General features: G+C 64.9%; 20 protein-coding genes. 13 read left to right on the top strand and 7 right to left on the bottom strand.

Features of this window, described 5'->3' with window-relative positions; all coding sequences use genetic code 11:
• Positions 1–14 precede the first annotated feature (14 nt).
• Positions 15–746: a hypothetical protein gene (locus tag HDG39_RS32485; RefSeq protein ID WP_311735904.1), complete on the top strand. Its 732-nt coding sequence runs from the start codon at positions 15–17 to the stop codon at positions 744–746.
• 128 nt (positions 747–874) lie between these two features.
• On the opposite strand, the gene lhpH is transcribed toward HDG39_RS32485, so the two are convergent.
• Positions 875–1882 (bottom strand): trans-3-hydroxy-L-proline dehydratase, encoded by a 1008-nt coding sequence (gene lhpH, locus HDG39_RS32480; RefSeq protein ID WP_184012083.1) that lies wholly within the window; start codon positions 1880–1882, stop codon positions 875–877.
• 28 nt (positions 1883–1910) lie between these two features.
• Positions 1911–3032, bottom strand: coding sequence for a branched-chain amino acid ABC transporter substrate-binding protein (locus HDG39_RS32475; RefSeq protein WP_184012081.1), 1122 nt, complete (start codon positions 3030–3032; stop codon positions 1911–1913).
• Positions 3033–3124: 92 nt separating this feature from the next.
• On the opposite strand from HDG39_RS32475, the gene HDG39_RS32470 reads away from it, so the two are divergent.
• The 9 genes from HDG39_RS32470 (at position 3125) to HDG39_RS32430 (ending at position 11933) form a co-directional block, all read left to right on the top strand.
• A complete protein-coding gene (locus HDG39_RS32470) occupies positions 3125–3847 on the top strand; it encodes a haloacid dehalogenase type II (protein ID WP_184012079.1) in 723 nt (240 codons plus the stop codon).
• Between the two features lie 81 nt (positions 3848–3928).
• A complete protein-coding gene (locus HDG39_RS32465; protein ID WP_184012077.1) occupies positions 3929–4783 on the top strand; it encodes a MurR/RpiR family transcriptional regulator in 855 nt (284 codons plus the stop codon).
• Between the two features lie 98 nt (positions 4784–4881).
• A complete protein-coding gene (locus HDG39_RS32460) occupies positions 4882–6003 on the top strand; it encodes a C45 family autoproteolytic acyltransferase/hydrolase (protein ID WP_260328429.1) in 1122 nt (373 codons plus the stop codon).
• 5 nt (positions 6004–6008) lie between these two features.
• Positions 6009–7337, top strand: coding sequence for an aspartate aminotransferase family protein (locus HDG39_RS32455; RefSeq protein ID WP_184012075.1), 1329 nt, complete (start codon positions 6009–6011; stop codon positions 7335–7337).
• Between the two features lie 32 nt (positions 7338–7369).
• Complete coding sequence (locus HDG39_RS32450; protein ID WP_184012073.1) at positions 7370–7924, top strand: carboxymuconolactone decarboxylase family protein; 555 nt, start codon at positions 7370–7372, stop codon at positions 7922–7924.
• Between the two features lie 388 nt (positions 7925–8312).
• A complete protein-coding gene (locus HDG39_RS32445) occupies positions 8313–8738 on the top strand; it encodes an OsmC family protein (protein WP_184012071.1) in 426 nt (141 codons plus the stop codon).
• A gap of 192 nt (positions 8739–8930) precedes the next feature.
• Entirely contained in the window at positions 8931–9560 is a 630-nt protein-coding gene (locus HDG39_RS32440; RefSeq protein ID WP_184012069.1) for a TetR/AcrR family transcriptional regulator, read from the top strand.
• A 59-nt stretch (positions 9561–9619) separates the two neighbouring features.
• On the top strand, positions 9620–11167 hold the full coding sequence (locus HDG39_RS32435) for an MFS transporter (protein ID WP_184012067.1): 1548 nt from the start codon (positions 9620–9622) through the stop codon (positions 11165–11167).
• Between the two features lie 493 nt (positions 11168–11660).
• Complete coding sequence (locus HDG39_RS32430) at positions 11661–11933, top strand: YodC family protein (protein WP_184012065.1); 273 nt, start codon at positions 11661–11663, stop codon at positions 11931–11933.
• 91 nt (positions 11934–12024) lie between these two features.
• Here the strand turns inward: HDG39_RS32430 and HDG39_RS32425 are convergent, their stop codons facing one another.
• The gene (locus HDG39_RS32425) at positions 12025–12336 is read right to left on the bottom strand and encodes a superinfection immunity protein (RefSeq protein WP_018425315.1); all 312 of its coding nucleotides are present in this window, start codon (positions 12334–12336) and stop codon (positions 12025–12027) included.
• A gap of 168 nt (positions 12337–12504) precedes the next feature.
• On the opposite strand from HDG39_RS32425, the gene HDG39_RS32420 reads away from it, so the two are divergent.
• On the top strand, positions 12505–13965 hold the full coding sequence (locus HDG39_RS32420; protein ID WP_184012103.1) for a M20 family metallopeptidase: 1461 nt from the start codon (positions 12505–12507) through the stop codon (positions 13963–13965).
• Positions 13966–14088: 123 nt separating this feature from the next.
• Positions 14089–15192, top strand: a complete 1104-nt coding sequence (locus HDG39_RS32415) for a malate/lactate/ureidoglycolate dehydrogenase (protein ID WP_184012063.1) — start codon at positions 14089–14091, stop codon at positions 15190–15192.
• 18 nt (positions 15193–15210) lie between these two features.
• On the opposite strand, the gene pdeR is transcribed toward HDG39_RS32415, so the two are convergent.
• The gene (pdeR, locus tag HDG39_RS32410) at positions 15211–17214 is read right to left on the bottom strand and encodes a cyclic di-GMP phosphodiesterase (protein WP_184012061.1); all 2004 of its coding nucleotides are present in this window, start codon (positions 17212–17214) and stop codon (positions 15211–15213) included.
• A 205-nt stretch (positions 17215–17419) separates the two neighbouring features.
• Positions 17420–22087, bottom strand: a complete 4668-nt coding sequence (locus tag HDG39_RS32405; protein ID WP_184012059.1) for a DEAD/DEAH box helicase — start codon at positions 22085–22087, stop codon at positions 17420–17422.
• 260 nt (positions 22088–22347) lie between these two features.
• Between HDG39_RS32405 and HDG39_RS32400 the strand changes: the two genes are divergently transcribed.
• Complete coding sequence (locus HDG39_RS32400; RefSeq protein ID WP_184012057.1) at positions 22348–23403, top strand: aldo/keto reductase; 1056 nt, start codon at positions 22348–22350, stop codon at positions 23401–23403.
• A 171-nt stretch (positions 23404–23574) separates the two neighbouring features.
• Here HDG39_RS32400 and HDG39_RS32395 read toward each other — a convergent pair whose 3' ends face one another.
• Both HDG39_RS32395 and HDG39_RS32390 read right to left on the bottom strand, forming a co-directional pair.
• The gene (locus HDG39_RS32395) at positions 23575–24912 is read right to left on the bottom strand and encodes an ABC transporter ATP-binding protein (RefSeq protein ID WP_184012055.1); all 1338 of its coding nucleotides are present in this window, start codon (positions 24910–24912) and stop codon (positions 23575–23577) included.
• 10 nt (positions 24913–24922) lie between these two features.
• The coding region (locus tag HDG39_RS32390; RefSeq protein WP_184012052.1) for an ABC transporter permease at positions 24923–26040 on the bottom strand (1118 nt) is incomplete at its 5' end.

Below are 26040 nucleotides of genomic sequence, written 5' to 3'. Positions count from 1 at the left end.
TTCTGGGAGGACGGGTGCACTTGGCACTACGATTCGGAGTATTGCTGCTATCCATGGCGGCGTTGGGTTCGACCGCTGCATCGGCGAACGACATTCAGTGTGCAACCACGCAGCAACCCGCTGAGCGCGTCATTTGCGATCACGCGATCCTGAACAACGAGTACGACGACATCTTCGCGCAGCAACAGGCTCTTCTGAGCAGCGGGAAACTCTCGTCCGCGCAACTGGCGAAGTGGCGGCAGGCGCGAAACGCCTGTATCGATGTGCACTGCGTGGACGGCGTGTTCGCGCAGTGGAAGGCCATGGCCCGATCCGTCGACGTCGCTCCTCAGGCGGCCGCGCCTCAGCCCGCCGCGCCTGAGCCGGCCGCGCCTGTCGTGACGGCCTCGGAAACGGCGATGGCACCTGTCGGTCCCAATCCCGAAGCGCCTCCAGCCGTATCAGCGTCTGATGCATCTCAGGCGTCCCAGGCCTCGCCGACGTCGGAGGTTTCTCTGGTGCGTCAAGGGAGTGCCGCCGGTGTGGCGCTTCCGCAGCCCGTCGCGGCGGAGGCTTCCGCGCCGGTGGCTGCCTCGGCGGCGCACAGCCAGAGCGAATCTCGTGGCATGACCGGCATGAGCGACAGCAGTGGCGGCCTGATCGTGGTTCTGCTCGTCGCGCTCGGAGCCGGTGTGTTCTTCGCGCTTCGGAACCGAAGCAGAGCGACCGCAAAGAAGACGCGAGGTAAGAACGGGCCGATGAGTTGATGCCAACGCGCTGGCCTCGCGCACGAAACCGGGCTTCAACCTACTGGTGGGGCCGCTCGATTCGCCAATCAAACAACGCGGAATGCCTGTCACAGCGTTCCGCGCTAAAAGCGACTGCAAGGAACCGATTATCGGACGAGGAAACCGTAAGTCAGCGGGTCACGCTCGTCCACGATCCAGGTTGCGAAACCGCAAACGTATGCGTTGCCCTGGACCTCGGGGACGACGGCCTTGAAGTCGCCGACGGTCGTCTCACTGAGTACACGCCCCTTGAAGACCGTGCCGATGATGGACTCATTGACGAGCGTCTCGTTGCTCGCCAGTTCGCCGCGCAGATAGAGTTGCGCGACGCGTCCGCCAGTCCCTGAGCCGGTGGGCGAACGGTCCACTTCACGGTCGGCGAACACGCAACAGTTGGCTTGCGTCGAGCCTTCGTGCCGTGGTGCGTTGGCAATGATGGTCCCGTAGATGTGGTTGATTTCCGGGATATCGGGATGCTCAACCGGGTACGCGTCGTTTGCAGCTTTTTTGACCTCGGCGCCAAACTTGATCAGTTCCTCGACAGACGACTCCCGGACTGCGAGACCGTGCGGCGCACCGTCCGTATAGAAGTAGAAGGCACCACCGAAGGCGATGTCACCCTTGACCGTGCCAAACGACGGCGTCTCGACCGTGACATCCCGTTTCCAGATGAACGACGGAACGTTGACGAAGCGTACGTTGCCGGCGTGTTCACCATCCCATTGCACGAACGCCTCGATGAAGCCACATGGAGCGTCGATGCCGATTCGCGTCTCGGGAATCTGGCGCTGAACCCAGCCCAACTCGACCGCCGCGGTAGACAGCGCGATAACGCCGTGTCCGCAGTGGTCGCTATAACCCTCGTTGTGGACGAAGATGATTCCGAAGTCTGCCGTGGGACTAACGGGTTCGGTCAGGTATCCGCCGTACATGTCAGCATGACCGCGCGGTTCGAACATCAGCGCGGTACGAATTTCGTCGGCGTTCTCCTTCAGCCACGCTCGACGCTTGACGATGGTGTCACCGGGAAGACGAGGAAGCCCGCTCGTCACTATACGGAACGCTTCGCCGCCGGTATGAACCTCGACTGTCGAAATAGTGCGCGTGATTTTCATGTGTGCGTTGGGGTTACTCGATTGAACGTCACTGCCCGTAGGGCACCGGAAGGCCGTTTCTGATCACATAGACGGTCGTGGGTGCGCCCTTCAGATCGCCGTTTTCATCGAAAGAGTAGGTGCCTGCCACGCCCTTGTAGTTGGTCTTCGCCAACTGGGCGGTGAGCTTTGCCTTGTCGGTCGTGGTTCCCGCTTTGACCATCGCATCGGCCAGCAGTTTTACGCCGTCGTAGTAGCTGACCGCATAAACCTGCGTGTCGGTGTTGAACGCGGCCTTGTATTTCTGCAGAAACTCACGGCCGGCCGGGGTCTTGTCGAGCGCGGTGCCGCCCTGGGCGCAATACACGATAGAGGCCGCGTCACCGGCAACCCTGCCCATGTCGGCCGAGCAAATGCCATCACCGCCCAGCAGCTTGGCTCGCAGTCCGCGTGCGCGCATCTGCCTGGCCATCGGCGCGCCTTGAGCTGCGTATCCGCCGAAGAAGACGACATCCGGATTTTTGGCCTTGATGCTGGTGAGAATGCCGAGGAAGTCAGTCGCCGACGAGTTCGTGAACTGTTGGTCCACGATTTGAATTCCATTTGCCTTTGCCTCTTTGACGAACTGCTCGGCCACACCTTGCCCATATGCCGTGCGGTCGTCGATCACCGCGGCGGTCTTGGCCTTCAATGTTTTGGCCGCAAACTGACCCATCGTTCCGCCTAGCTGCTCGTCACTCGCGCCGATACGGAAGATGTTCCTGAAGCCTTGCTTCGTCAGCGCCGGATTGGAGGCAACCGGCAGCATCGGTACCCCGCCGGTGTTATAGACGCGCGATGCCGGAATAGCCACGCCTGAGTTGTACGGGCCGAGGACAGCAATCACGCCGCTGTCGACGAGTTTCTGCGCGACCTGAACGCCAACCTTCGGATCTGCCTGGTCGTCCTCGGAGTCGAGTTTGAAAGTTACCTTCTGGCCGGCGACCGTGACACCGCTCTTGTTGAGTTCATCGATAGCAAGGCGGGCGCCGTTCTCGTTGTCCTTTCCGTTCGGCGCCTGGGGGCCCGTAAGCGGAGCCGAGTGACCGAGGGTGACCACCGATTGAGCATTGGCGGATGCGGTGATGCCGGCGGCTGTCAAGACAGCCATTGTCAGGACGAGGGGGCGCATATAGTCTCCAGGTATTGGACCCTTGTTTGACCAGATTAGCTCCGCTTCGGCATGGGTTCAACCTTTGAGCACGCCATCCGACAGGAGGAGTCGTGAAACTGACCGATTTCGATACACTGACTTTTGACTGCTACGGCACCTTGATCGACTGGGAGAGTGGCATCCTTGAAGGCCTGAGGCCTCTGCTGGAGCGAGCCAGGACGCCGCTCACGCGTGACGAGGTTCTCGAAGCGCACGCTCGCCACGAGTCGTCGCAGCAGAACTTCACCCCTGCGAAGCGCTATCAGGAACTGCTTCCCATCGTATATAAGCGCATGGCTGAAGAGTGGGGTCTGCCCTATACACACGAAGAATGCGTGGCATACGGCCAGTCGATCGGAAACTGGCCGGCATTCGCCGACTCTGCGCTCGCGTTGCAATATCTGAAGAAGCACTACAAGCTGGTCATCCTGTCGAACATCGACAACGAAAGTTTCGCCTTCAGCAACGCCAGACTGCAGATTGAGTTCGACGCCATCATCACAGCGGAGGACGTCGGGTCCTACAAGCCGTCGCCGCGCAACTTCGAGTACATGCTTCAGAAGCTCGATCAGCGCGGCATCAAGAAGGAGAAAATCCTTCACACGGCGGAAAGTCTCTTCCATGACCACAAGCCCGCAAACGAGTTCGGCCTGGCGTCGTGCTGGATTTACCGCCGTCATTCACAGCCGGGCTTTGGCGCGACGATGAACCCGGGCTCGCAGCCTGACATCGACTTCCGCTTCGACAGCATGGCGGACTTCGTCGACGCGCATCGGCAAGCGCTGGCGAACTGAGCATCTTCGCGCCGTTGAAACGCGCCTGCCCGGTGGTAACATTTGTTGTCATCTCTCAACTCGGCGCCGACCCACCTCACCATGCCAGACAGCTTCGATCAACTCGTCGCCCTGATTCGGGCGCGCTTTCCCGAACTGAGCCCGCAGTTCCAGATGGGAGCGGGCTTCCTGCTCGATCATCCCGACGAGGTCGCGGTGTCGTCGATGCGCAAGGTGGCCGAGCGCGCGCAGGTGCAGCCCGCGTCGCTGGTGCGGCTGTCGCAGCAACTGGGGTTTCCCGGCTGGAACGAATTGCGCGATCTGTTCGTCGCGCGCGTGCGCACGCGGCCCGAGCCGTTGACGAGCCGGGCGCGCTCGATGGTCAAATCGAAAGATGCGCTCGCGAACGATCTTCTCGTCGCGCAGCAGCACAATCTCGAAACGACCGCCGCGCATAACGGCCGCGTGATCGTCGAGGCCGCGCGGGTGTTGCGGCGCGCGTCGCACGTGCACGTGGCGGGCTTCCGCTCGTGTTACGCGGTGGCGTTCGGTCTCGTCTATGGCTACCGGCTGTTTCGTCCGTCGGTGTCGCTGCTCAACGGCGAGGCCGGCACGCTCGAAATGCAACTGCGCACGATCGAGCGCGACAGCGCGACCATCGTCATCAGCTTCGCGCCGTATTCGGTCGAAGCCGCGCGCGTCGCCGAGGCCGCGCTCGAACAAGGCAGCAAACTGATCGCCATCACCGACAGCGCCGTGTCGCCGATCGCGTTGAACGCCGACAAGGTACTGATCTTCTCGCACGAAAGCCCGTCGTTCTTTCCGTCGCTGGTGGCGGCCACCGCGATCGCCGAAGCGCTGGTCGCGCATTTGCTTGCGCTCGAAGGCGCGGATGCGCTCGAGCAGCTTGCGCTCGCCGAACAATCGTTGCATGCGAAGGGCGCGTACGTGCCTTGAACGATTGCGTGAGGCACGGCGCGCTCCACTCGATATCGTTCAACGGCATTTGACAACAAATGTTGTATTGGCGTATAAATGCGTACCGATTGTTGAATATGGTGCGAACCAGGGCGTCGATGCAGGAATTCAGTGTTTTTCAGGTCAGCGGTGAGCCGTACGACATCGGCTACCAACTCGGCGAAATCGCCCGCCCGGTGTTCGCCGATTACATGGCGCAAAGCGCCGCATGGCACGCGGTGCGGCGCTGGCGCGGCGCACCGTTCGTGCAGACGCTGCGCGACGCGGCGCGCGCGCACTATCCGGCGTTGCTTGCCGAACTCGACGGCCTGGCGGCCGGCCTCGGCTGGGCCACCGAAGACGTATTCCTGTGGAACTGCCGCGGCGAGCTGATTCACGACGCGCCGGACGGCTGCACGACGCTCGCGGCTATCGAGCGCAACGCCGGCAACTCGGGCAACCCGCGCTACATAGCGCACAACGAGGACGGCGACCCGTTTCTGCGCGAACACTGCGCGATGGTCGAAGTCCAGCCGCACGGCCGCCCCGGCTTCGTCAGCTTCTACTATCCCGGCTCGCTGCCGGGTCATACGTTCGCGGCCAATCGCGCCGGGATCACGCAGGCCATCAATAATCTGCGCATCCGTACGCCGGCGGCCGGCGTGCCGCGCATGATCATCGCGCGCGCGGTGCTCGACGCCGGCTCGCTCGATCAGGCGTTGCAGATTCTGCGCGGCATGCCGTCGGCGAGCGGTTTTCATCACACGCTCGGCTGCGCGGGCGACGCGCGTCTGTTCAGCGTCGAAGCAAGCGCGCGGCGCTGCTCGGTCGAGGCGGTGCGAACACTGTCGGGCCACGCGAATCACATGATTCATCCGGGCTGTGAAGCCGAAGCGCAAATCGTCACCGAGTCGTCGCGCGACCGGCAGTCGCGCTTGAACGCATTGCTGCCCGCGCTCGCCGCGGCCGGCCCGCTGCGACCGGCGGCCTTGCTCGACGTACTGCACGATCGCGCGCCATCGGGCTTGCCGCTCTATCGCGACGATCCTCACGATCCCGACGACGAAAACACCCTCGCCACCGCGCTGTTCGAAATCGGCAACGCTGGTGTGTCGATGAAAGCGTATCGCCAGAGGCAATGCGCGTTCGACACTTTCGTCGCCTGCGCGACGCCCGAACCGGCCCGCGTTTCAGCGTCCGCCACCCTCTCCAGGAACTGAACATCATGTCCACCGTTTTTCATCGCTTTCCGAAGCAAACCTTGCCGGTGGCCGTCGCGGGCGACGGCATCGAAATCATCGACTCCACGGGCAAGCGTTATATCGACGCGTCGGGCGGCGCAGCCGTGTCGTGCCTCGGTCACAGCAACCAGCGCGTGATCGACGCGATCAAGCGGCAAGCGCAACGGTTGCCGTACGCGCACACGTCGTTCTTCACGACGGAGCCGGCCGAGCAACTGGCCGACCGGCTCGTCGCGAGCGCGCCGGCCGGACTCGAGCACGTGTACTTCGTGTCGGGTGGCTCGGAGGCGATCGAGGCGGCGCTCAAGCTCGCGCGTCAGTATTTCGTCGAGAAGGGCGAGACTCAGCGGCGCCACTTCATCGCGCGCCGGCAGAGCTATCACGGCAACACCCTCGGCGCACTCGCGATCGGCGGCAATGCATGGCGCCGCGAGCCGTTCCTGCCGATCCTGATCGAAGCGCATCACGTGAGCGCGTGCTACGCATATCGCGAGCAGCGCGCGGACGAAACCGAAGAAGCGTTCGCGCAGCGTCTCGCCGATGAACTCGAGCAGAAGATTCTCGCACTCGGTGCGGACACGGTCGCGGCGTTCGTCGCGGAAACGGTGGTCGGCGCCACGGCGGGCGCCGTGCCGCCGGTGCGCGAATACTTCCGCAAGATCCGCGCGGTGTGCGACCGCTACGGCGTGCTGCTGATTCTCGACGAGATCATGTCGGGCATGGGCCGCACCGGCTATCTGTACGCGTGCGACGAAGACGGGGTGGCGCCGGATATGCTGACCATCGCCAAGGGCCTTGGCGCGGGTTATCAACCGATCGGCGCGACGCTGGTCAGCGATCGCATCTATCAGACCATCGTCGGCGGCTCCGGCTTCTTCCAGCACGGCCATACCTATATCGGCCATGCGACCGCGTGCGCGGCCGCGCTCGAAGTGCAGCGCGTGATCGCGGAAGACGATCTGCTGGCGAACGTGCAGGCGCGTGGCGAGCAGTTGCGCGGCCGGCTACGCGGGCACTATGCGCAGCATGCGCATATCGGCGACGTGCGTGGGCGCGGCTTGTTCGTCGGCGTCGAACTCGTCAAGGATCGCGTTACCAAAGAGCCGTTCGACGCCAAACTGAAACTGCACGCGACGATCAAACGCGAAGCGTTCGCGCGCGGCCTGATGGTATATCCGATGGGCGGGACCGTCGACGGTAAGAGCGGCGACCACGTGCTGCTCGCGCCGCCGTTCATCTGCACGGAGCGCGACATCGACGAGATCGTCAGCCGCCTCAGCGATGCGATCGGCGCGTCGCTCGCCGCCCTCTGAGATTCGACCTACCGCCTTTTGCGAGAACGACGATGACCGAGCGCTTGCCTTACTTCGACATGTCCACTGCCACGCCCGAACAGAAGGCGGTGCTCGACGAAATCCTGTTCGGCCCGCGCGGCAACCTGAATGGGCCGTTCCTCGGCTGGATTCACAGCCCCGAACTCGCGCAACACGCGCAACGCCTCGGCGCGTTTTGCCGCTACCAGACCGGGCTGCCGCTGCGGCTGTCGGAACTTGCGATTCTGGTGACCGCTTCGCGCTGGCAGGCCCAGGCGGAGTGGTATATCCACTATCCGATCGCGCTGCAGGCGGGCGTCGGCGAAGCGGACGCCGAGGCGATCCGCCAGGGGCGCCGCCCCGAGTTCGCCGATGCCGACGACGCGCTGATCTACGACTTCGCGAGCGAACTGTACGAGACGAAGCGCGTGACGGCCGCGACGTATGCGCAGGCGGTCGGGCGTTTCGGGCACCAGGTCGTGATCAACCTGGTCGGCCTGCTCGGCTACTACGCGCTGGTCGCGATGACGCTGAACGTGTTCGACATGCGCGCATTGGGGCAGCAAAGCCTGCCGTTTCCCGAATAGCGACCGTCGCCGGCGCCCGCGTCCGACGAACTGGGCTTCGCGCCGCCGACGTCTTGCGAACCTGGCGCCGAAGCGGCGACGATCGTCGAGCGGTGGATCGGCGTAAACCGCGTTCCCCGATCCGTTGAACGGAGTCCATTTCTTACGATGTCAGCAAAAAAGCGGGTTTCTGGTGAAATATCGTTGCCGATTTTGAGATAGTGAAAAGCCGCTTTTTCACGCCGGGACACGGAAGCGCCTATGATGAAATCCGGTCCGCGCCCGCGCCTGCAAGCCGCGCGGCACCTGCGACCGATGCCCAGGCGCGGACACATCCGGGCGGACCGCCGCGGCGGGCATCATCTTTGGTCGAGCAGCGTGCGCGGCAAGGCACAAACAGGAGAGAGCAATGAAGCGCAAGGCATCGGCAGTCTGGCAAGGCGGCCTGCAGAACGGCAAGGGCTCGATTTCCACCGACAGCGGCGTCCTGAAGGACACCCAGTACTCGTTCGCGACGCGCTTCGCGGACGGCATCGGCACGAATCCCGAAGAACTGATCGCGGCTGCGCATGCGGGATGTTTCTCGATGGCGTTGTCGGCGGAGCTAGGCAAGGCCAACATCACGCCGGAGCGCATCGGCACCACGGCCACCGTCACGCTCGACAAGGACGGCGGCGGCTTCGCGATCACCGCGGTGCATCTCGACGCGGCCGTGAAGATTCCGGGCGGAGACAAGGCCGCGTTCGACAAAGCCACCGCGGACGCGAAGGCCGGGTGCCCAGTGTCGAAGGTGCTGAACGCGACGATTACGATGGATGCGAAGCTCGAGACCTGAGTCTTTGCTGTCACGGTCAGCGCGCAACGAAGCCGGTGACGGGCCCTGCCCGCCGCCGGTTTTTTGATGGCTATTGTCGAATTAACGGATGACCCCAACGCAAGTAGGCCTACGGAATGCCATCCTTGATTTATTGAACATCCAGTCATAATATCGACAGACCAACGCAACCAGGCAACAAGGTCATCGCAATTGAGTCATTCAAAGCAAGCCGCGAAAAAAGCCGGCGAAACGTGTCAGCGCGGCCGTCCGCGCGAGTTCGACACGGCCACCGTGCTGGCGAACGCGAGCCAGGTGTTCTGGGATCACGGCTACCACGCGACGTCGATCGACGATCTGTGCAAGGCCACCGGTCTGCTGCGCGGCAGCCTTTACGGCGTGTTCGGCGACAAGCACGGCATCATGCTCGCCGCGCTGGATCATTACTCGGAAGGCGCGGTCGCGCGGCTTGCGCAGCGACTGAGCGCGACGGTCGAGCCGGAGCAGGCGCTGCGCGACGCGCTGCTGCACTACGCGCGGGTCTCGTGCGCATTGAGCGGCCGGCGCAGCTGTTTCATTACGAATACGACGCTCGAAATGCAGCCCGATGACGAAGTGCTGCGCGCGCGTGTCGCCGCGATTCAGCGCCGCATGGCGACTTTGCTCGCCGCGGCGGTGATCCGCGGTCAGGCGAGCGGCGCATTCGATTCGACGCTCGACGAAAAAGCCGTCGGCGATTTCCTGTTGTGCGTCATGCAGGGCTTGCGCGTCATGGGGCGGGTCGCGCATCAGGAAGATGCGCTGATCGGTATCGTCGATGTGGCGATGCGCGCGCTGGTGTAGCGCCTCGTCCGCGAGCAGTGGCGCAAAATTTTTTTTAACCAATTTTTGAACGATCGGTCATGAAAAGCGAAGCAATCAAGTCCGCTCCGGCGGCATTCGGTGGATCCGTCAGCTGCGCGGCGAGCGTAGCCGTGACCGGTCCCGGCCCGGCGATGGCCGGCATGGCTGTCGCCGCGAAAGCGTCGGCGCCCGGCTTTCAGCGCCAGGCGCTCGCGCTCGCCGTGCTGTTCGTCGGCGCCTTTCTTGCGCCGCTTGATTACTTCATCGTCAATCTGGCGCTGCCGTCGATTCACACGGGCCTCAACGCTAGCGACGCGCAACTGCAACTCGTCGTGTCGGCTTATGCGTCCGCCTACGCGGTGCTGCTGATCACGGGGGGCCGCCTTGGCGATCTGTTCGGCCGCCGTCGCATGTTCATGACGGGCATGGCGGCTTTCGTGATCGCGTCGGCGTTGTGCGGTTTCGCGACGAGCGGCCACATGCTCGTGATCTCGCGCATCGTGCAAGGCATCGCGGCCGCGGTGATGGCGCCGCAGGTGCTCGCGACGATTCGCGCGGTCGTGCCGTTGCATCAGCAGACGCGCGTGATGAGCCTGTATGGCTTCGTGTTCGGCTTGTCGTCGATCGTCGGGCAACTCGGCGGCGGCGCGCTGATCACGTATCACCCGTTCGGGCTCGACTGGCGCGTGATCTTCCTGATCAACATCCCGATCGGCATCGCGGCGTTCATCGGCACATGGAAATTCGTGCCGGAGAACCAGCCGGCCACGCATACCGGCGTCGATCTGAAGGGCGTCGCACTGCTATCGGCGGTGCTGCTGCTCGTCATCTATCCGATGACGCATGGCCGCGAAGCCGGCTGGCCCGCGTGGACCTTCGCCATGTTCGCACTCGCGGTGCCGGTGTTCGCGCTGTTCGTCGCGACCGAGCGGCGCGTCGAGCGCGCTGGCGGCCATCCGCTCGTCGATCTGCAACTGTTCCGCAATCGCGCGTTCGCTCTTGGTCTCGTGCTCGCGTTCCTGTTCTATTGCAATAGCGCGTTCTTCCTGACCTACGGCATCTTTCTGCAAACCGGCCTGCACTGGACGCCGCTCGCGTCGGGCATCGCGATCATGCCATTCGCGCTCGGCTTCGTGATTGGGCCGTTGACGTCGCCGGCCGTGGTCAAGCGCATCGGCGCTCATGTGCTGACGCTAGGTTTCTCGATGATGACGCTGGGCTTCACGGTGACCGGCTGGTCCGCGACCCAATCCGCGACGCCCGATCTGCTGTTCTACTGCGGGCTAGTGTGCGCGGGCGTCGGACATGGTCTGCTGTTGCCGTCGATCATGCGCATCGTGTTGCAGGAGGTGGTGCCCGAGAAGGCCGGGCTTGCATCGGGTGTGGTCTCGTCGACGTTGCAGATCGGCTCCGCGTTCGGCACCGCGGCGATCAGCGGCGCGTTCTTCGGGGCGCTCGGCGGCAGTTCGGCACCCGCCTCTTATGCGCACGCGTTCCAGCTGAGCCTCGCTATTAATGCGGTGCTGATGTTCGTGTGTATCGGCCTTAGCGTGCTGCTGGTGCGTCATCAGCAAGGCGTGCGGCGCTCGGTGGCCCAGGCAGTTTGAAATTAATCCGCTGGTAATCGTTTTCATTTGTTGGCTCGCTGAAAAAATCGGTCAATTTGAACGAAGCGGTATAACGAACTGCATGCTATTTACCGGCGATCTACTCGTTCACAGGTAATTCTGATTTAGATCAAACTGGCTCATTCCGATTAACCGCTCGACGACATCGCGTCAGCGTTTTTAATCAGATGAAACCGACCTCGCATTTTCTACCGGCCTGCAAACGGCCTGCAGTAACTGTTGCGTTTGTGCGGTAGCGCACATAGGGTTAGCCGCAAGGTGTCGCGATGATTGTGTTCGGTAATGCGGGGAACCTTTAGCCAGCGAGCATGGACTGCGGGCCTAATGAAAACGGTATCAATAAAAAAGCGCTTGCCGCGTTTAAATTCGATTGTTAATCTGTCTTAACTTTACGTTAGAGTGTACGTTCAACAGGTCGGAGTCGATAAAGCCGGGCTCAACTTAATAAACGCTCAAGATAGGGGGACCCAATATGCTGACCGCTACCATTGACGCATTCCAGACAACATCCGCCGCCGCCTTCAATGTGGGCGACGTCGTCAAGTTAAAAGAAGGGGGCCCGCGCATGACCGTGACGTACGCGGGTCCGGTCGCGCTGAATCCCGGCGACTGGGTGATCTGCGAGTGGTTCGACGAACACGGCGAACTGCGCCACGAAAGCTTTGCCGCGCATGCCGTGCGCGCGGAGCCGCGCTCCATTCCGGCGGGCTCGGTACAGTGGAGTCGCATCGGGCGCGCGGCCTGAGTGACGCCCCTGAGTGACGCCCGTGCACGTCAATCAATCGGTTTCCTGTTGTTCGTTTGTTGCTCGTATTGCTCGAGCCGCCCGAATCGTTTCAGCGCTTGGGCCGGTCGCGCGCGGCCTCGCGTCGCCGCACGCGCAGCGTCAGCGCCGATGAAAACGCGCGCAAGGTCGACACCTTGCGTGTCTCCACGACGTCCCGCGCGAGGCTCTCCGCCGGATTCGGCTGTAGCGCCCAATACAGTGCGAGCACCCAGCCGAGTACGGTCCAGCCGAGGCACGCATTGAAGAGCGCGAGCGTCAGCACGTCGCGGCGCTTGCGCCGGTCCGCGATGATCGCAGGCAGAAAATACAGCGCCAGCGCGAACGCCGCGCCGATGGCCTGAACGGCCACGTTGCCACCCATACCAGCTCCTGATGCGCGATGCATATAGCGATTGTCGCGCGAATGGCGGCCGCGCGTCTCGCACTTGCGCATTCCAGTCTCCACTCCAATCACCGCAAGGGGTTCAGCCCGACACGCATCGGGACTATCATGATCGTTTCGACCGAACAGTACTTCACGGACCCGATCATGATCACCGACGACACGACCCAGCAGGCTCAACTCAACCCGGACACGCTACGAGAATTCGTCGAGCGCAAGTGGAACGACGAGATCGTGCCCGCGCTGACGGACTACATCGCGGTGCCGGCCAAGAGTCCGGCGTTCGATCCCGACTGGGCGAAACACGGTTATCTGGAGCGCGTGATCACCGACGCCGCACAATGGGCCGAACAGCAACCGGTGCGCGGCCTGAAGCTCGAGGTGATCCGCCTGCCGGGCCGCACGCCGGTGATCTTCTTCGAGACGGCCGCGACGCGCTCGGGCAGCGACCAAACCATCGTGCTCTATGGCCACCTCGACAAGCAGCCCGAGTTCGATGGCTGGCGCAACGACCTCGGTCCGTGGACACCGAAGTTCGAAGACGGCAAGCTTTACGGCCGCGGCGGCGCGGACGACGGCTACGCGATCTATGCGAGCCTGACGGCGCTCGCCGCGCTGGATGCGCAGGGTGTCGAGCGGCCGCGCTGCGTCGGGCTGATCGAAACCTGCGAGGAATCGGGCAGCTACGATCTGCTGCCCTACGTCGACGCGCTGCGCGAGCGGCTCGGTAACGTCGGGCTCGTCGTGTGTCTCGACTCGGGCGCGGGCAATTACGATCAGCTGTGGCTGACCACGTCGCTGCGCGGACTCGTCGGCGGCGATCTCGAAGTGCAGGTGCTCGACGAAGGGATTCACTCGGGCGTCTACGGCGGCATCGTGCCGTCGAGCTTCCGCATCATGCGGCAACTGTTTGACCGTCTCGAAGACTCCGCGAACGGCACGCTGCTGCCGAAGGGCTTCCACTGCACGGTGCCGGCCGATCGTCTGCGTGAAGCGGAGGCCGCCGCAAAGATTCTCGGCGATGACGTCTGGAAGAAGATGCCGTGGGCGTGCGGCCAGGACGGCCGTCAGGTGCTGCCCACCACGACCGATCCGCGCGAGGCGCTGCTCAATTCGACATGGCGTCCGTCGCTGTCGGTGACGGGCGCGGCTGGCTTGCCCGCGCTCGCCGACGCCGGCAACGTGCTGCGTCCGCGCACGGCGTTCAAGCTGTCGCTGCGGCTGCCGCCGACCATCGAAGCGGAGAAGGCGGTCGCCGAACTGAAGGCGCTGCTCGAATTCGATCCGCCGTACAACGCGAAGGTCACGTTCAAGCCGGATGCGGGCGCGGCGAGCGGCTGGAACGCACCGGAGGTCGCGCCATGGCTCGCCACCGCGCTCAACGATGCGTCGCGTCAGCACTTCGGCGCCGACGCGGCCTACATGGGTCTCGGCGGCACGATCCCGTTGATGAACGTGCTGAAGGCGGGCTTCCCGAAGTCGCAGTTCATGGTGTGCGGCGTGCTCGGGCCGAAGTCGAACGCACATGGGCCGAACGAGTTCCTGCACGTTCCGTACGGCAAGAAGCTGACGGCCGCGGTTGCCGAAGTGATTGCCGCGGCGCCGTGAGTTCTGGTTTCGTTTGAGTGGGGCTCGGGCGTGACCCGGGCCCGCTGTTTATTGATGCAGCTTTGATGCAGCTGTTTTTCCCGCCGTTTCATTCCTCCCGTTCGAACCTCACCGACACGCTGAATGACCGACTCCCAGACTGCCCAAACCACCACGCCCCGGATTCCGGCCGATCAACTGCATGCCTACGTCAGGGCGATCTGGGAGCGAGCGGGCAGTACGCCGCGCGAAGCGGAGCTGGTGGCCGATCATCTGGTGGCCGCGAATCTGACCGGGCACGACTCGCACGGCGTCGGCATGATCCCGCGCTATGTCGAATCGCTCGCCGACCGGCAACTGCAACTGAATCGACACGCCGACGTCGTGAAGGACGCGGGCGCGGTACTGACCGTCGAAGGCGGCAAGGGCTTCGGTCAGGTGATCGCGTTCGAGGCGATGGAGCGGGGCATCGAGCGCGCGCGGCGGCTCGGCGTCTGCGCGGTGGGCTTGCGCGGCGCGCATCATATCGGCCGCATCGGGCATTGGGCCGAGCAGTGCGCGCGCGCCGGGCTGGTGTCGTTTCACTTCGTCAACGTGGCGGGCGATCCGCTCGTCGCGCCATTCGGCGGCGCGGACCGGCGCATCGGCACGAATCCGTTCTGCGCCGCTTATCCGCGGCCAGGCAAACCGCCGCTGGTGCTCGACTTCGCGACCAGCACGATCGCGTTCGGCAAGACGCGCGTCGCTTATAACCAGGGCAAGCACACCCCCCCCGGCGCGCTGATCGATCACGAAGGCATGCCGACGCTCGAACCGAAAGTCATGCACGAAGCGCCGTTCGGCGCGTTGACACCGTTCGGTGGCTACAAGGGTTTCGGGCTCGCGGCGATGTGCGAGATTTTCGGCGGCGCGCTGTCGGGCGGCTTCACGACGCATGCGGACACGCTCGGCACCACACACGCGATCATCAACTGCATGCTATCGGTGATCATCGATCCCACCGCATTCGACGCGCCCGATGCGCAAGCCGAAGCCGATGCGTTCCTCGCGTGGGTGAAGGCGTCGCCGCTCGCGGCGGGCGCGGAGCGCATCTACGAACCCGGCGAGCCCGAGCGCGTGACGCGCGCGCAGCGCGAGGCCGGCGGCATTCCGATCGACGCGGCGACGTGGACGCAAATCCACTCCGCGGCGCGCGCCGTCGGGATGGATGAAGACGAAGTGGGTGGTTGGTCCGCGCACCTCGGCTGAAGCGCGCGACAGCAGGGCTCAGGCAATCAGTCTGAGCTTGCGCCTATCGAGCAGCCAGCGCTCGAACTCGATGGCGGGCATCGGCTTCGCGTACAGGAAGCCCTGCACGTAATCGACGCCGAGCCCCTTCATGAAGGCTTCTTCCGCCTCGGTTTCTATCCCTTCGGCGACCACCTGGAAATCGAGTTCCTGCGCGACGGCGACCATCGAGCGCACCAGCGCCTGTGCCTTCATATCCGCGTGGATCGAGCGCGTGAAGCTGCGGTCGAGCTTGATCACGTCGAGCGGAATACGGCCGAGTTGCGACAGGGACGAGTAGCCGGTGCCGAAGTCGTCCAGATGCACTTGCGCGCCGAGTTGGCGGAACTGCTTGATCAGCTCGATCGCGGCCGCTTCGTTTTCGATCAGGCAGCTTTCGGTCAGTTCGAGGTCGACGAGGCATGGATCGAGACTCGCGTGCTGCAATGCCTCGGTGAAATGGCGGACTACGGCTGTATCCGTGAGCTGTCGCGCCGACACGTTGATCGCGACGCGCAGGTCGTAGCCGGCCGCTTTCCAGCGGGCCGCCTGTTTCGCTGCGGTTTCCATCACCCAGCGGCCGAGCACGCCGATCAGTCCGGATTCCTCGGCATAACGGATGAATTCCGCCGGCATGATCTGGCCGCGCTCGGGCGAATTCCAGCGCACCAGCGCTTCCGCGCCTTGCACGGCGCCCGTCGCGAGGTTCAGCTTCGGCTGATAGTGCAGCGCGAACTGGCCTTCCTCGAGTCCGCGGCGCAGATTCGTGTCGAGCCACATGAACTCCGCGACGCGGCGGTTCATGTCCGGCGAGAACACGCGATGCGTGCGCTTGCCTTCGTCCTTCGCGACGTACATCGCCGTGTCGGCCGAACGGATCAGCGATTCGAGGGTTTCGCCGTGCTCGGGCGAACGCGCGATGCCGATCGAGCAGCCGGTATAGACCTCGACGAGCCCGACAGCGAACGGCATGCGCATATGATCGAGAATGCGCAGCGCGGTGTTTTCCAGGTCATGCGCGGAGCCCTTCGCCGCGAGCACGATGAATTCGTCGCCGCCCAGACGCGCGAGCGAGTCGCCCGGATTCAGGCAGTTGCGGATCGCGTCCGAGACGTCGCAGATCAGCCGGTCGCCGAACACGTGGCCGTAGTGATCGTTGACCTTTTTGAAGTTGTCGAGATCGAGAAACAGGACGCCGACTGTTTCGCCCGGCGCGGCCTGTTCGATCGCGATCCGGATGCGCTCCTGGATCGCGTTGCGATTGGCGAGGCCAGTGAGCGGGTCGGTGGTGGCCTGCTCGATCAGGCGGTCCTGCGCGAGCCGTTGTTCGGTGATGTCGGTGCCCGAGCAGATCAGGAACTGGTCTTCGATGCCGCTGCCGCTGCGCACGAATTTGTTGCGAAACAGGAACAGCCGTTCGCCGTGCACCGTTTTGATGCGCCGTTCGATCTCGTACGGTTCGCCACGATTGAAAAAGTTCGCGCTGACCTCGTTCGAGACCCCGCCGTCGTCGGACGACATGAACAGCGTCCAGACGCTGCGGCCGATGATGTCCTCTTCCCTGAGCCCGGTCAGCTCTTCGGCAAGCCGGTTGAAGCGCTGTATCCGGCCGTTCCGGTCGACGATCACGACGACCGAATTGACCTCCGAGACGACCTGTTCAGCGAACGACAGACCGTGCAGCAACGCTCGCGCGACGGATTCGGTGTCGCCATCGGCCGACGCCGTGCCGCCCCAGCGATGACAATCGAGTTTCTTGCCGACCAGATGCAGCCGCAGCGGCGCGCCGTCGAGCTGAACGTCGACGACGACGTGGGAGGTCACGCCGCTCAGCGCGCGGACCTGGGAGGCTTGAGAAGAGGTGAGGGAAATGGCGACGCCGGCAGCCGCGTGGCCGTGCGCAGGCACGAGTTCCAGCGTGTCGCTGGCCGCCGCCAGGCTCCAGCGAGGGCTGCTCGTGCCGAACCGCGCGTGAAGCACCTGGTCGTGTAGCTCGTCGCTCATGGAATCCCCGGAGTGTGCCGGCGGTCCCTATCAAGGCGGGCGGCGGCAGACAGTCTTCCTCATACCAAATTGAAACTGCCTCATTGTATCTAAGCGTGACAATTCGAGCGAAGAATCATTAACGTTTTGCTAACCAGGGGTATGGGCCGGCGCGGCCGCGCGCGGCGGCATTATCGCGCGGCAAAACGGCGCCACGACGACGTCGCTAGAGGCGGCGCGCCAGCAGTGCGCGGGCGCGTTCGCGTTCGGGCGGGCTGGCGTCGAGCGCCGCGTCGAACTGGAACTTGCCGGCCACCAGCGTGGCCGCCGCCACGCCGTCGCGATACAGCACGCGGTTTCCGGCCACGGCCGGCACCTTGTCGCCGACCAGCAGCGTGCCGACGAGATTCAGCGGGTCGGTCCCAGCAACGCAGATAAGAGCACCGTCGTGCGGCTGCCGGCGCACCTCGCGCAGCAGCGGAATCGCCTCGGGCAGCGCGAACTGCTCGCCCGCGAGCCCGTTGACGAACCGCCCGCCGCGGATCACGCCGCGCGCCTCGAGCCGCTGCAGAACGCGCAGCAGATCGCGCCACGGCGGAAGCCATTCGGCTTCGCGTTCGAGCACGCGCCAGAACACGACACCGTAGCGGCGCAGCAACGTCATTGCGACGTGTTCGAGCGCCTCGGGCGGCAACTGGCGCCGCCGTTCGGATGGATTTTCCGGCGCGACGGCGGACGGACGGCTCACGAGCGCCCAACGCCCCGCGTCGTCCATGCCGCCGATCAGCGCGCTCGCTCGCGCGCGCCGGCTGCTGGGAAACGCGTTGCGTTTGGCGACCGGCTTCAGCAACGCGCGCAAGCCCGCGAAGCTGTCGGAGTTCGCGAGGCCGGCCGCGACCAGCTCGCCTAGCGCGTTTTCGAGCTCCATGCGCAGCACGCGCACCTCGGCGAGCAGTTCGTCGAAGAACATCGCGCCGTGTTGCGCGAGGGTATCGTGCACGCTCTGCGCGAGCGCAGACAACTCGACCTGGCGCGCCGGATCGAGCAGCGCGCGCCACGCACGCAACTGGGCGCGCGGCAGCAGCACGATCGGCGTGCCGCGGACCGGACCGGCGGCGCCGCGCGCCCGCTCGGTCAGGCGGGTCCAGACGATCTTGCCGGCGCGGCATAGCTCATCGAGCGAACTGCTGGCGTAGGCACGCACGCGCGCGGGCAGGATGTCTTCCTCCCACGCGCCGGCCGCGGCCTGGAAGCCTTCGAGCTGGTCGAGCGCGGCGGCGAGCGCGTCGCGGCCTTCTGCGCGTGTCGTCGGCGTCAGATGCTGCCATTCGAACAGGAAGCGCATGAAGTCGTGCCGCTCGACCGGCTCGATCTCACGCCGCAGCCGCCTCACCGTGTAGCGGTGGATGCGTGCGAGCAGGTGTCGTTCGCACCATTCCTCGTCGCGCGTGTGCGGCGTGAAGCGGCCGCGCAACAGATAGCCTTCGGCTTCGAGCCGGATCAGCGCCTGTTCGATCCGGTCGGCCGGCAAACCGAGCGGACGCGCGATCGCCTCGACCGTCAGCGGGCCGAAGCCGGTCAGCCGCGCGCGCAACACGTCGACGAGCGCGTCGTCAGCGCTCCAGCTCTCGGTGTAGCCCTTCGGGGCGCTCAGCGGCGGCGTATAGCGATTGCGCGCAATGCCGGGGTACAGCGCTTCGAAGCAGGTCAGGCGTTCGGCGGGCAGCCACAGTGCGCTGTCGCTGGCGTTGTCGTTGCCCGTGCTCGCGTTGGCTTGCGCGGCCAGCGGCAAGCGCGTCGCCCGGCCGGCTTTCGCCAACGCCGCCAGCAGCGTCGGCCAATCCTCGTGCGCCAGCGCCTCGGCCCCGGTGATGCACGCGAGGCCCGTCAGCGCTTCGTGCATTTCGTCGGCGTTGCGCGCCTGCGGCCACGCCTCGTCGCGCACGCTGTCGATCGCGGCGGCGTCGAGCGCGCCAAGATCGTCGGCGCTTTCAGGGTCCGTCCAGCGGCGGTTCAGAACCGCCTGCGTGCGGCGCTCCTCGATCGGCGCGTCGTCGAGATACGCATAGGGCTTCGCGGTCAGGATCTCGGCGGCGAGCGGTGACGGCGCCGGCAGATCACGCGCGACGAGCCGCAACTCGCCGCGCTCGATGCGGCGCAGCAGCGCGAGCCAGCGTTCGCTGTCCATCGCGTCGTGCAGACAGTCGTCGATGGTTTGGTCGACTAAGGGGTGGCGCGGCACCTCGCGTTCGCCGACGACGTTCTCCAGACACGCGGCCTGCTCGGGAAACACGTTTGCGAGCAGATCCTCGCTGCGCATGCGCTGCAGTTGCGGCGCGGTCTTGCGGCCGCCCGTGTAGCGCGGCAGGCAGAGCGCGGTCGTCGCGTTCCAGCGCCAGCGCACGCCGAACAACGGCGCATCGAGAAGTGCCTGGATCAGCAGACGTTCGGCGCTGTTCGAGTGCAGATAGCGCCAGACCTCGTCGAGCACGAACGAGTGGCTGCCGGTCAGCGACAGCACGATCGCGTCTTCGGTGGCGGCGGCCTGCAACTCGAAGTTGAAGCTGCGGCAGAAGCGCTTGCGCAGCGCGAGCCCCCACGCGCGGTTCACGCGGCTGCCGAACGGCGAGTGGATCACGAGCTGGGTGCCGCCCGATTCGTCGAAGAAGCGCTCCATCACCAGCGTGCTCTGCGTCGGCAGTACGCCGAGCGCGGCGCGCGCACGCGCCAGGTATTCGACGATTTGGCGCGCGGCGGGCTCGTCGAGCGTGAGGTCGTCGGCGAGCCAGGCGATGGCGTGGTCGAGGCGCGCGGCGGCGGGTTCGGCTTCGCTCGCGGGCAACGTGGCTGCGGCGGTTGCGGACGCCGTTGTGGTCTGCGTCGCGCGCTGCGCCACGGCAGCTTTCGCTTTGCGTCCTTGCTTTGCCGCGGATTTCGTGGGCGTTGCGGCTGCTTCGAATTGCGCCGCGGCGATTTGCGCCGACGCAACCGCGTGTGACGCCGGCTCGCCCTCCGTCAGCAAACGCTCGACCTGCTCCCGCAATCTCGCGACCGCGAATGACAGTTCGTCGCTGCGCCCCGGCGCCTCGCCGAGCCAGAACGGAATGTTCGGCGGTTGCCCTTGTGCGTCCTCGACCCGCACCCGGCCACTCTCGATTCGCAGAATCCGGTACGACGCGTTGCCGAGCTGGAACACATCGCCGGCGAGGCTTTCGACCGCGAAGTCCTCGTTGACGGTGCCGATGTTGATCGCCTGCGGTTCGAGCACGACCGCGTAATCGGCGTTTTCGGGGATCGTGCCGCCCGACGTTACGGCGACCAGCTTGCCGCCGCGCCGGCCGCGCAGCGTGCCGCTTACCGCATCGCGATGCACATACGCGGCGCGCGGACCGTGGCGGCTCGTGTAGCCCTCGGCGAGCATGCGCAGCACCGCGTCGTATTGCTCGCGCGACAGATCCACGTACGGCGCGGCGCGCCGCAGCATGTCGAACAGCGCATCCTCGCTCCACTCGGCGCTCGACACTTCCGCGACGATCTGTTGCGCGAGCACGTCGAGCGGCGCGCGCGGGATGCGTAGCGTATCGAGTTCGCCACGCCGCACGCAATCGAGCAGCGCCGCGCATTCGAGCAGGTCGTCGCGCGAGGCGGGAAAGAGCCGCCCCTTCGGCATGCCGCCGACGTGGTGGCCCGAGCGGCCGACGCGTTGCAGGAACGGCGCGATCGCGCGTGGCGAACCCATCTGGCAGACGAGGTCGACCTCGCCGATATCGATGCCGAGTTCGAGCGAAGCGGTCGCGATCAGCACTCGCAGTTCGCCGCGTTTCAGGCGCTGTTCGGCGTCGAAACGATGTTCTTTCGCGAGACTGCCGTGATGCGCGGCGACCGCGTCCTTGCCGAGCCGCTCGGTCAGATGACGCGCGGCGCGCTCGGCCATCCGGCGCGTGTTGACGAAGATCAGCGTCGTGCGGTGCTGCGCGACCAGTTCGGCGAGCCGGTCGTAGATACGCTCCCACACTTCGTTGGCCATCACCGCTTCGAGCGGCACCGGCGGGATCTCGAGCGCGAGGTCGCGTGCGCGGATGTGGCCGACGTCGATTACCGCGCACTCGGCCGGTACGTCGCTCTCGAGACTCGCGCCGCCGACCAGAAACCGCGCGACCGCGCTGACCGGCTTTTGCGTCGCCGACAGCCCGATGCGCGGCAGGCGCCGGGCGCAGAGCGCGTCGAGCCGTTCGAGGCTCAGCGCGAGATGACTGCCGCGCTTGCTGCCGGCGAGCGCATGAATCTCATCGACGATCACCGTGCGCACCGTTGCCAGCATGCGGCGGCCAGAATCCGAGCCGAGCAGCACGTACAGCGACTCGGGCGTCGTCACGAGAATGTGCGGCGCGCGCTTTTTCAACGCATTGCGTTCCTGCTGCGTGGTGTCGCCGGTGCGCACCGCGGTGCGAATGTCGAGCGGCGGCAGGCCGAGCCTGTCGAGTTCGGCGGCGATGCCTTGCAGCGGCAGTTGCAGATTCAGGCGGATGTCGTTCGAAAGCGCCTTCAGCGGCGACACGTAGACGATCAGCGTTTCGTCGGGCAGTGTGCCGCCGTTCGCGAGGCCTTGCGACACCAGCTCGTTCAGCGCGGACAGGAATGCGGTCAGCGTCTTGCCGGAGCCCGTCGGCGCGGCGACCAGCGTCGAGCGGCCGCTACGGATCTGCGGCCACGCGGCGGCTTGTGCGTCGGTCGGGGCGTCGAAGGTTTGCTGGAACCAGTTGGCGACGGCTGGGTGAAAACCGTCGAGTGCCTGCTGGGCTGGCGCGGCGGGGCGCGCCGCGTTCGCGGTGGAGTGGGCCTTGCGGGAACGGGGCGCCGCGTCGAGTGCGGCGGAAGCTTTTGCCGAAGTCATGCTTGAGTAGATGAGGGCGACGCGGGGGATATCCAGTCGGTATCGGGCAATGTCGACCGTTTTGGGGCTGCGGGTCATTCCACGCTGACGGCGCAATAGCGGTCAGTCTCGCAGGTTTTCGCCGCTCGTGCGCGGCGCATCGGGCTTCGCGCCGCTGCTGGAATTCGTAGTTTTTTGCGGCGTGCGCGCCTCTCCTGCCAGCCTCCGCCAATTGCAGTACGCTTGACGACTCTTCCTGCACCCACGAAGGAGCGTCGACGATGCGATATAACCAGTTGGGCCGTACCGGTGTGTTTGTTTCAGAGTTGTGTTTGGGCACGATGACCTTCGGCGGTGGCGAAGGCATCTGGCGGCAGATCGGCGATCTGCAGCAGAACGACGCGGAGCGGCTGGTCGGCCGGGCGCTCGACGCGGGCATCAATTTCATCGACACAGCCGACGTTTACGCGGGCGGCCTGTCCGAGCAGATCACCGGCCAGGCGCTGAAGAATCTGCAAGTACCGCGCGATAAGGTCGTGATCGCGACCAAGGTGTTCGGTCAGACCGGCGAGTTCGCAAACGCGCGCGGCGCGTCGCGCTATCACATCCTCGACGGCATCAAGGCGAGCCTGAAGCGTCTGCAACTCGATCACGTCGACCTGTATCAGATCCACGGTTTCGATCCGGCCACGCCGATCGAAGAAACCGTGCGAGCGCTCGATACGCTTGTGCAGCACGGCCACGTGCGCTACGTCGGCGTGTCGAACTGGGCCGCGTGGCAGATCGCGAAGGCGCTCGGCATCGCCGAGCGGCTCGGCACCGCGCGCTTCGAAACGCTGCAGGCGTATTACACCCTCGCGGGCCGCGATCTCGAACGCGAACTCGTACCGATGCTGCAAAGCGAAGGCCTCGGCCTGATGGTGTGGAGTCCGCTCGCGGGCGGTTTGCTGAGCGGCAAATACGGACGCGAGCAGCAGGCCGAGGCGGGCAGCCGTCGCACGAACTTCGATTTTCCGCCGGTCGATCGCGAGCGCGCGTATGACTGCATCGACGTGATGCGCGAAATCGCTGCAGCGAAAAACGTCTCGGTCGCGCAGATCGCGCTGGCGTGGCTGCTGCATCAGCGTGTCGTCAGCACGGTCATCGTCGGCGCGAAGAAAATCGAGCAGCTCGACGACAACATCGCGGCGACCAACGTCGCGCTATCCGCCGATGAGCTCGCGAAGCTGGCCGAAGTCAGCGCGCTGCCGGCGGAGTACCCCGGCTGGATGCTGGAGCGGCAGGGCGAGCAACGCCGGCAACAACTGGCCGAGGTTCGGCACGTCGGGCAGCGATAACGCGACAGCGTACTTGCGTTCTCCTTGGAAGCCCGAATCTTCATCGATGGGCCGCGCGAGTTTCATGCTCGCGCGCGCGGGCCTGAGGCGGTCGATTGGGAAAAACCTCCAACTCGTGAAGACGATCCACCGCTCTCAGGTTCTCCGCGGCCATTTCGTTTCGGCACTCGCTCAGGTCTCGACGTCCGCGAGACTGAAAGTCTCCGTCTTGTCGTTGTACGAGAAGATTTCCGCGTAACGACCCCAGTCGATCACCGCATCGAGCGTCTCCTGCGCTGCGCTGTCGGACAGCAGGTCCTCGAGTTCCTGCTCGAAGCGCACGCGCGGCGCGCGATGTCCGGGCCGTTCGTTGAGCACCTTTCTGATTCGCGCGGCGAGCGGCACGCGCTGCAATAGATGATCGGCAAACATGATCTTGCGCTCCTGCGTGCTGCCCTCGGCGAATCGATGCGCGGGTGGCGTCAGGAACACGTCACCCTCGCTGACTTCGGCAAAGCCGAGGTACTGCAGCATCTCCGCGATTGGGAACAGTTCGTCGACTTCCAGCTGCAGTGTGCGCGCGATGTCGGGCATGTCGGCGCGGCCGTTGTAGGGCGCTGCAGCGAGCGTTTCGAGCAGACCGGCCATCAGGTTGGTCGACACGTTCGGCAACCAGCTGCCGGGTTCGAGTTCGCGTTTGGCCGCGGTGTCGCTGGCGCGCGCGGTCATCTTCGCGTAGATTTCGTCGACGAGCGCGCGAAAATCCGGGTCGAGCCGGTTGCGCGGATGCGCGAACGGCACTACGGTCTGGGCCACCACGCGCCCGGGGTTCGACGACAGCACGAGAATACGATCGCACATGAACACGGCTTCCTCGATGTTGTGCGTGACGATCAGCACCGACTTGATCGGCATGCGGTCCTGGTTCCACAGGTCGAGCAGGTCGGTGCGCAGCGTTTCGGCGGTCAGCACGTCGAGCGCGGAGAACGGCTCGTCCATCAGCAGGATGGTCGGATCGACGACGAGCGCGCGCGCGAAGCCGACGCGCTGCCTCATGCCGCCCGACAGTTCGCGCGGAAACGCATTTTCAAAACCATCGAGGCCGATCAGATCGATCGCGGCGAGCGCGCGCGTGCGCCGCTCCTCGACGGCGACGCCGAGCGCCTCCAGCCCCGCTTCGACGTTCTGCAGCACCGTCAGCCACGGAAACAGCGCGAAGGTCTGGAACACCATCGCGACACCCTCGGCGGGACCGTCGAGCGGCTTGCCCAGGTAGGTCACATTGCCGCTCGTCGGCCGGATCAGACCGGCGATGATGCGCAGCAGCGTCGACTTGCCCGAGCCCGAGCGGCCGAGCAGTCCGACGATTTCGCCCTCGTGCAGCGTCAGATTGACGTCGTCGAGCACCAGCAGGTCGCTCTGGTTTTTATGGAAGCCGCGGCTCACGTGCTCGATGTTCAGCACTTGCGCGCCCACGCGCGGCGACGACTGGAGCCGGTCGGCGGGAATGGCTTGAATGACGTTTTGCATGGGTTCACTCCTAGTCGAGTCGCAGCCTGATTTCGGCAAAGGCATACAGGGGGCGCCACAGCGCGCGGTTGAATAGCGTGACGAATAGCGACATCACGGCGACGCCAAGGATGATCTTCGGAAAGTCGCCCGCGGCGGTCGTCTCGGCGATATAGGCGCCGAGGCCGTGCGCGACCACATTGGTATCGCCCCACTGGACGCACTCGGACACGATGCTCGCGTTCCACGCGCCGCCCGATGCGGTGATCGCGCCAGTTACGTAGTAAGGGAATACGCCCGGCAGCATCAGCTGGCGCCACCATTGCCAGCCCCGGATGCGGAAATTGATGGCCGCCTCGCGGTAGTCGTTCGGATAGGCGGTCGCGCCCGCGATCACGTTGAACAGGATGTACCACTGCGTGCCGAGCACGATCAGCGGCGACAGCCAGATATCCGGATTCAGATGAAAGCGCACGATCACGATCACGAACACCGGGAACAGCAGGTTCGCGGGGAACGCGGCGAGAAACTGCGCGAGCGGCTGGACCTTCTCGGCGAGCGCCGGACGCAGGCCGATCAACACGCCAATCGGTACCCAGATCACCGAGGAGATCGCGATCAGCACGGCGACACGCAGTAGTGTGATGAGCCCGAGCACGAACACGTGACCGACCTCGTCGAGCGTGACGCCGGCACGCACATAGGCGACGACGCGATAGATCGCATAGACCGTCAGCACGAATACGAGCACGCCGCACACGATGTCCCCCACGCGCGTCGATTTCTCGCCGCGCGGTCCGCTGGCGCGTCGCGCGCTCGCGAAAGGCACACGGAACGGAATGCGTGCGGTGGTCGCGAGCATCACGCCCGCCGGCGTCAGCAACCGATGAATCAGACGTGTGCGCCGCATCGTGTCGAGCAGCCAGGACTGCGGCGCGTTGCCCGAAGTCGTGGTCTCCATGCGGAACTTGTCGGCCCACGCGACGAGCGGACGGAACAGCAACTGGTCATAGGCGAGAATCACGACCGTCATCGTCAGAATGACCCAGCCGACCGCGTGCAGGTTCTTGTCGCTGATCGCCTGCGCCAGGTAGGCGCCGATGCCCGGCAGCTTAATCGTGTTATTGCCGACCGTAATCGCCTCAGAAG

Source organism: Paraburkholderia lebeckiae, assembly GCF_014201005.1.
GTDB lineage: Bacteria > Pseudomonadota > Gammaproteobacteria > Burkholderiales > Burkholderiaceae > Paraburkholderia > Paraburkholderia tuberum.
Note: the sequence above shows the minus strand (reverse complement) of the source record. Positions and strands in the feature narration are given on the sequence as shown.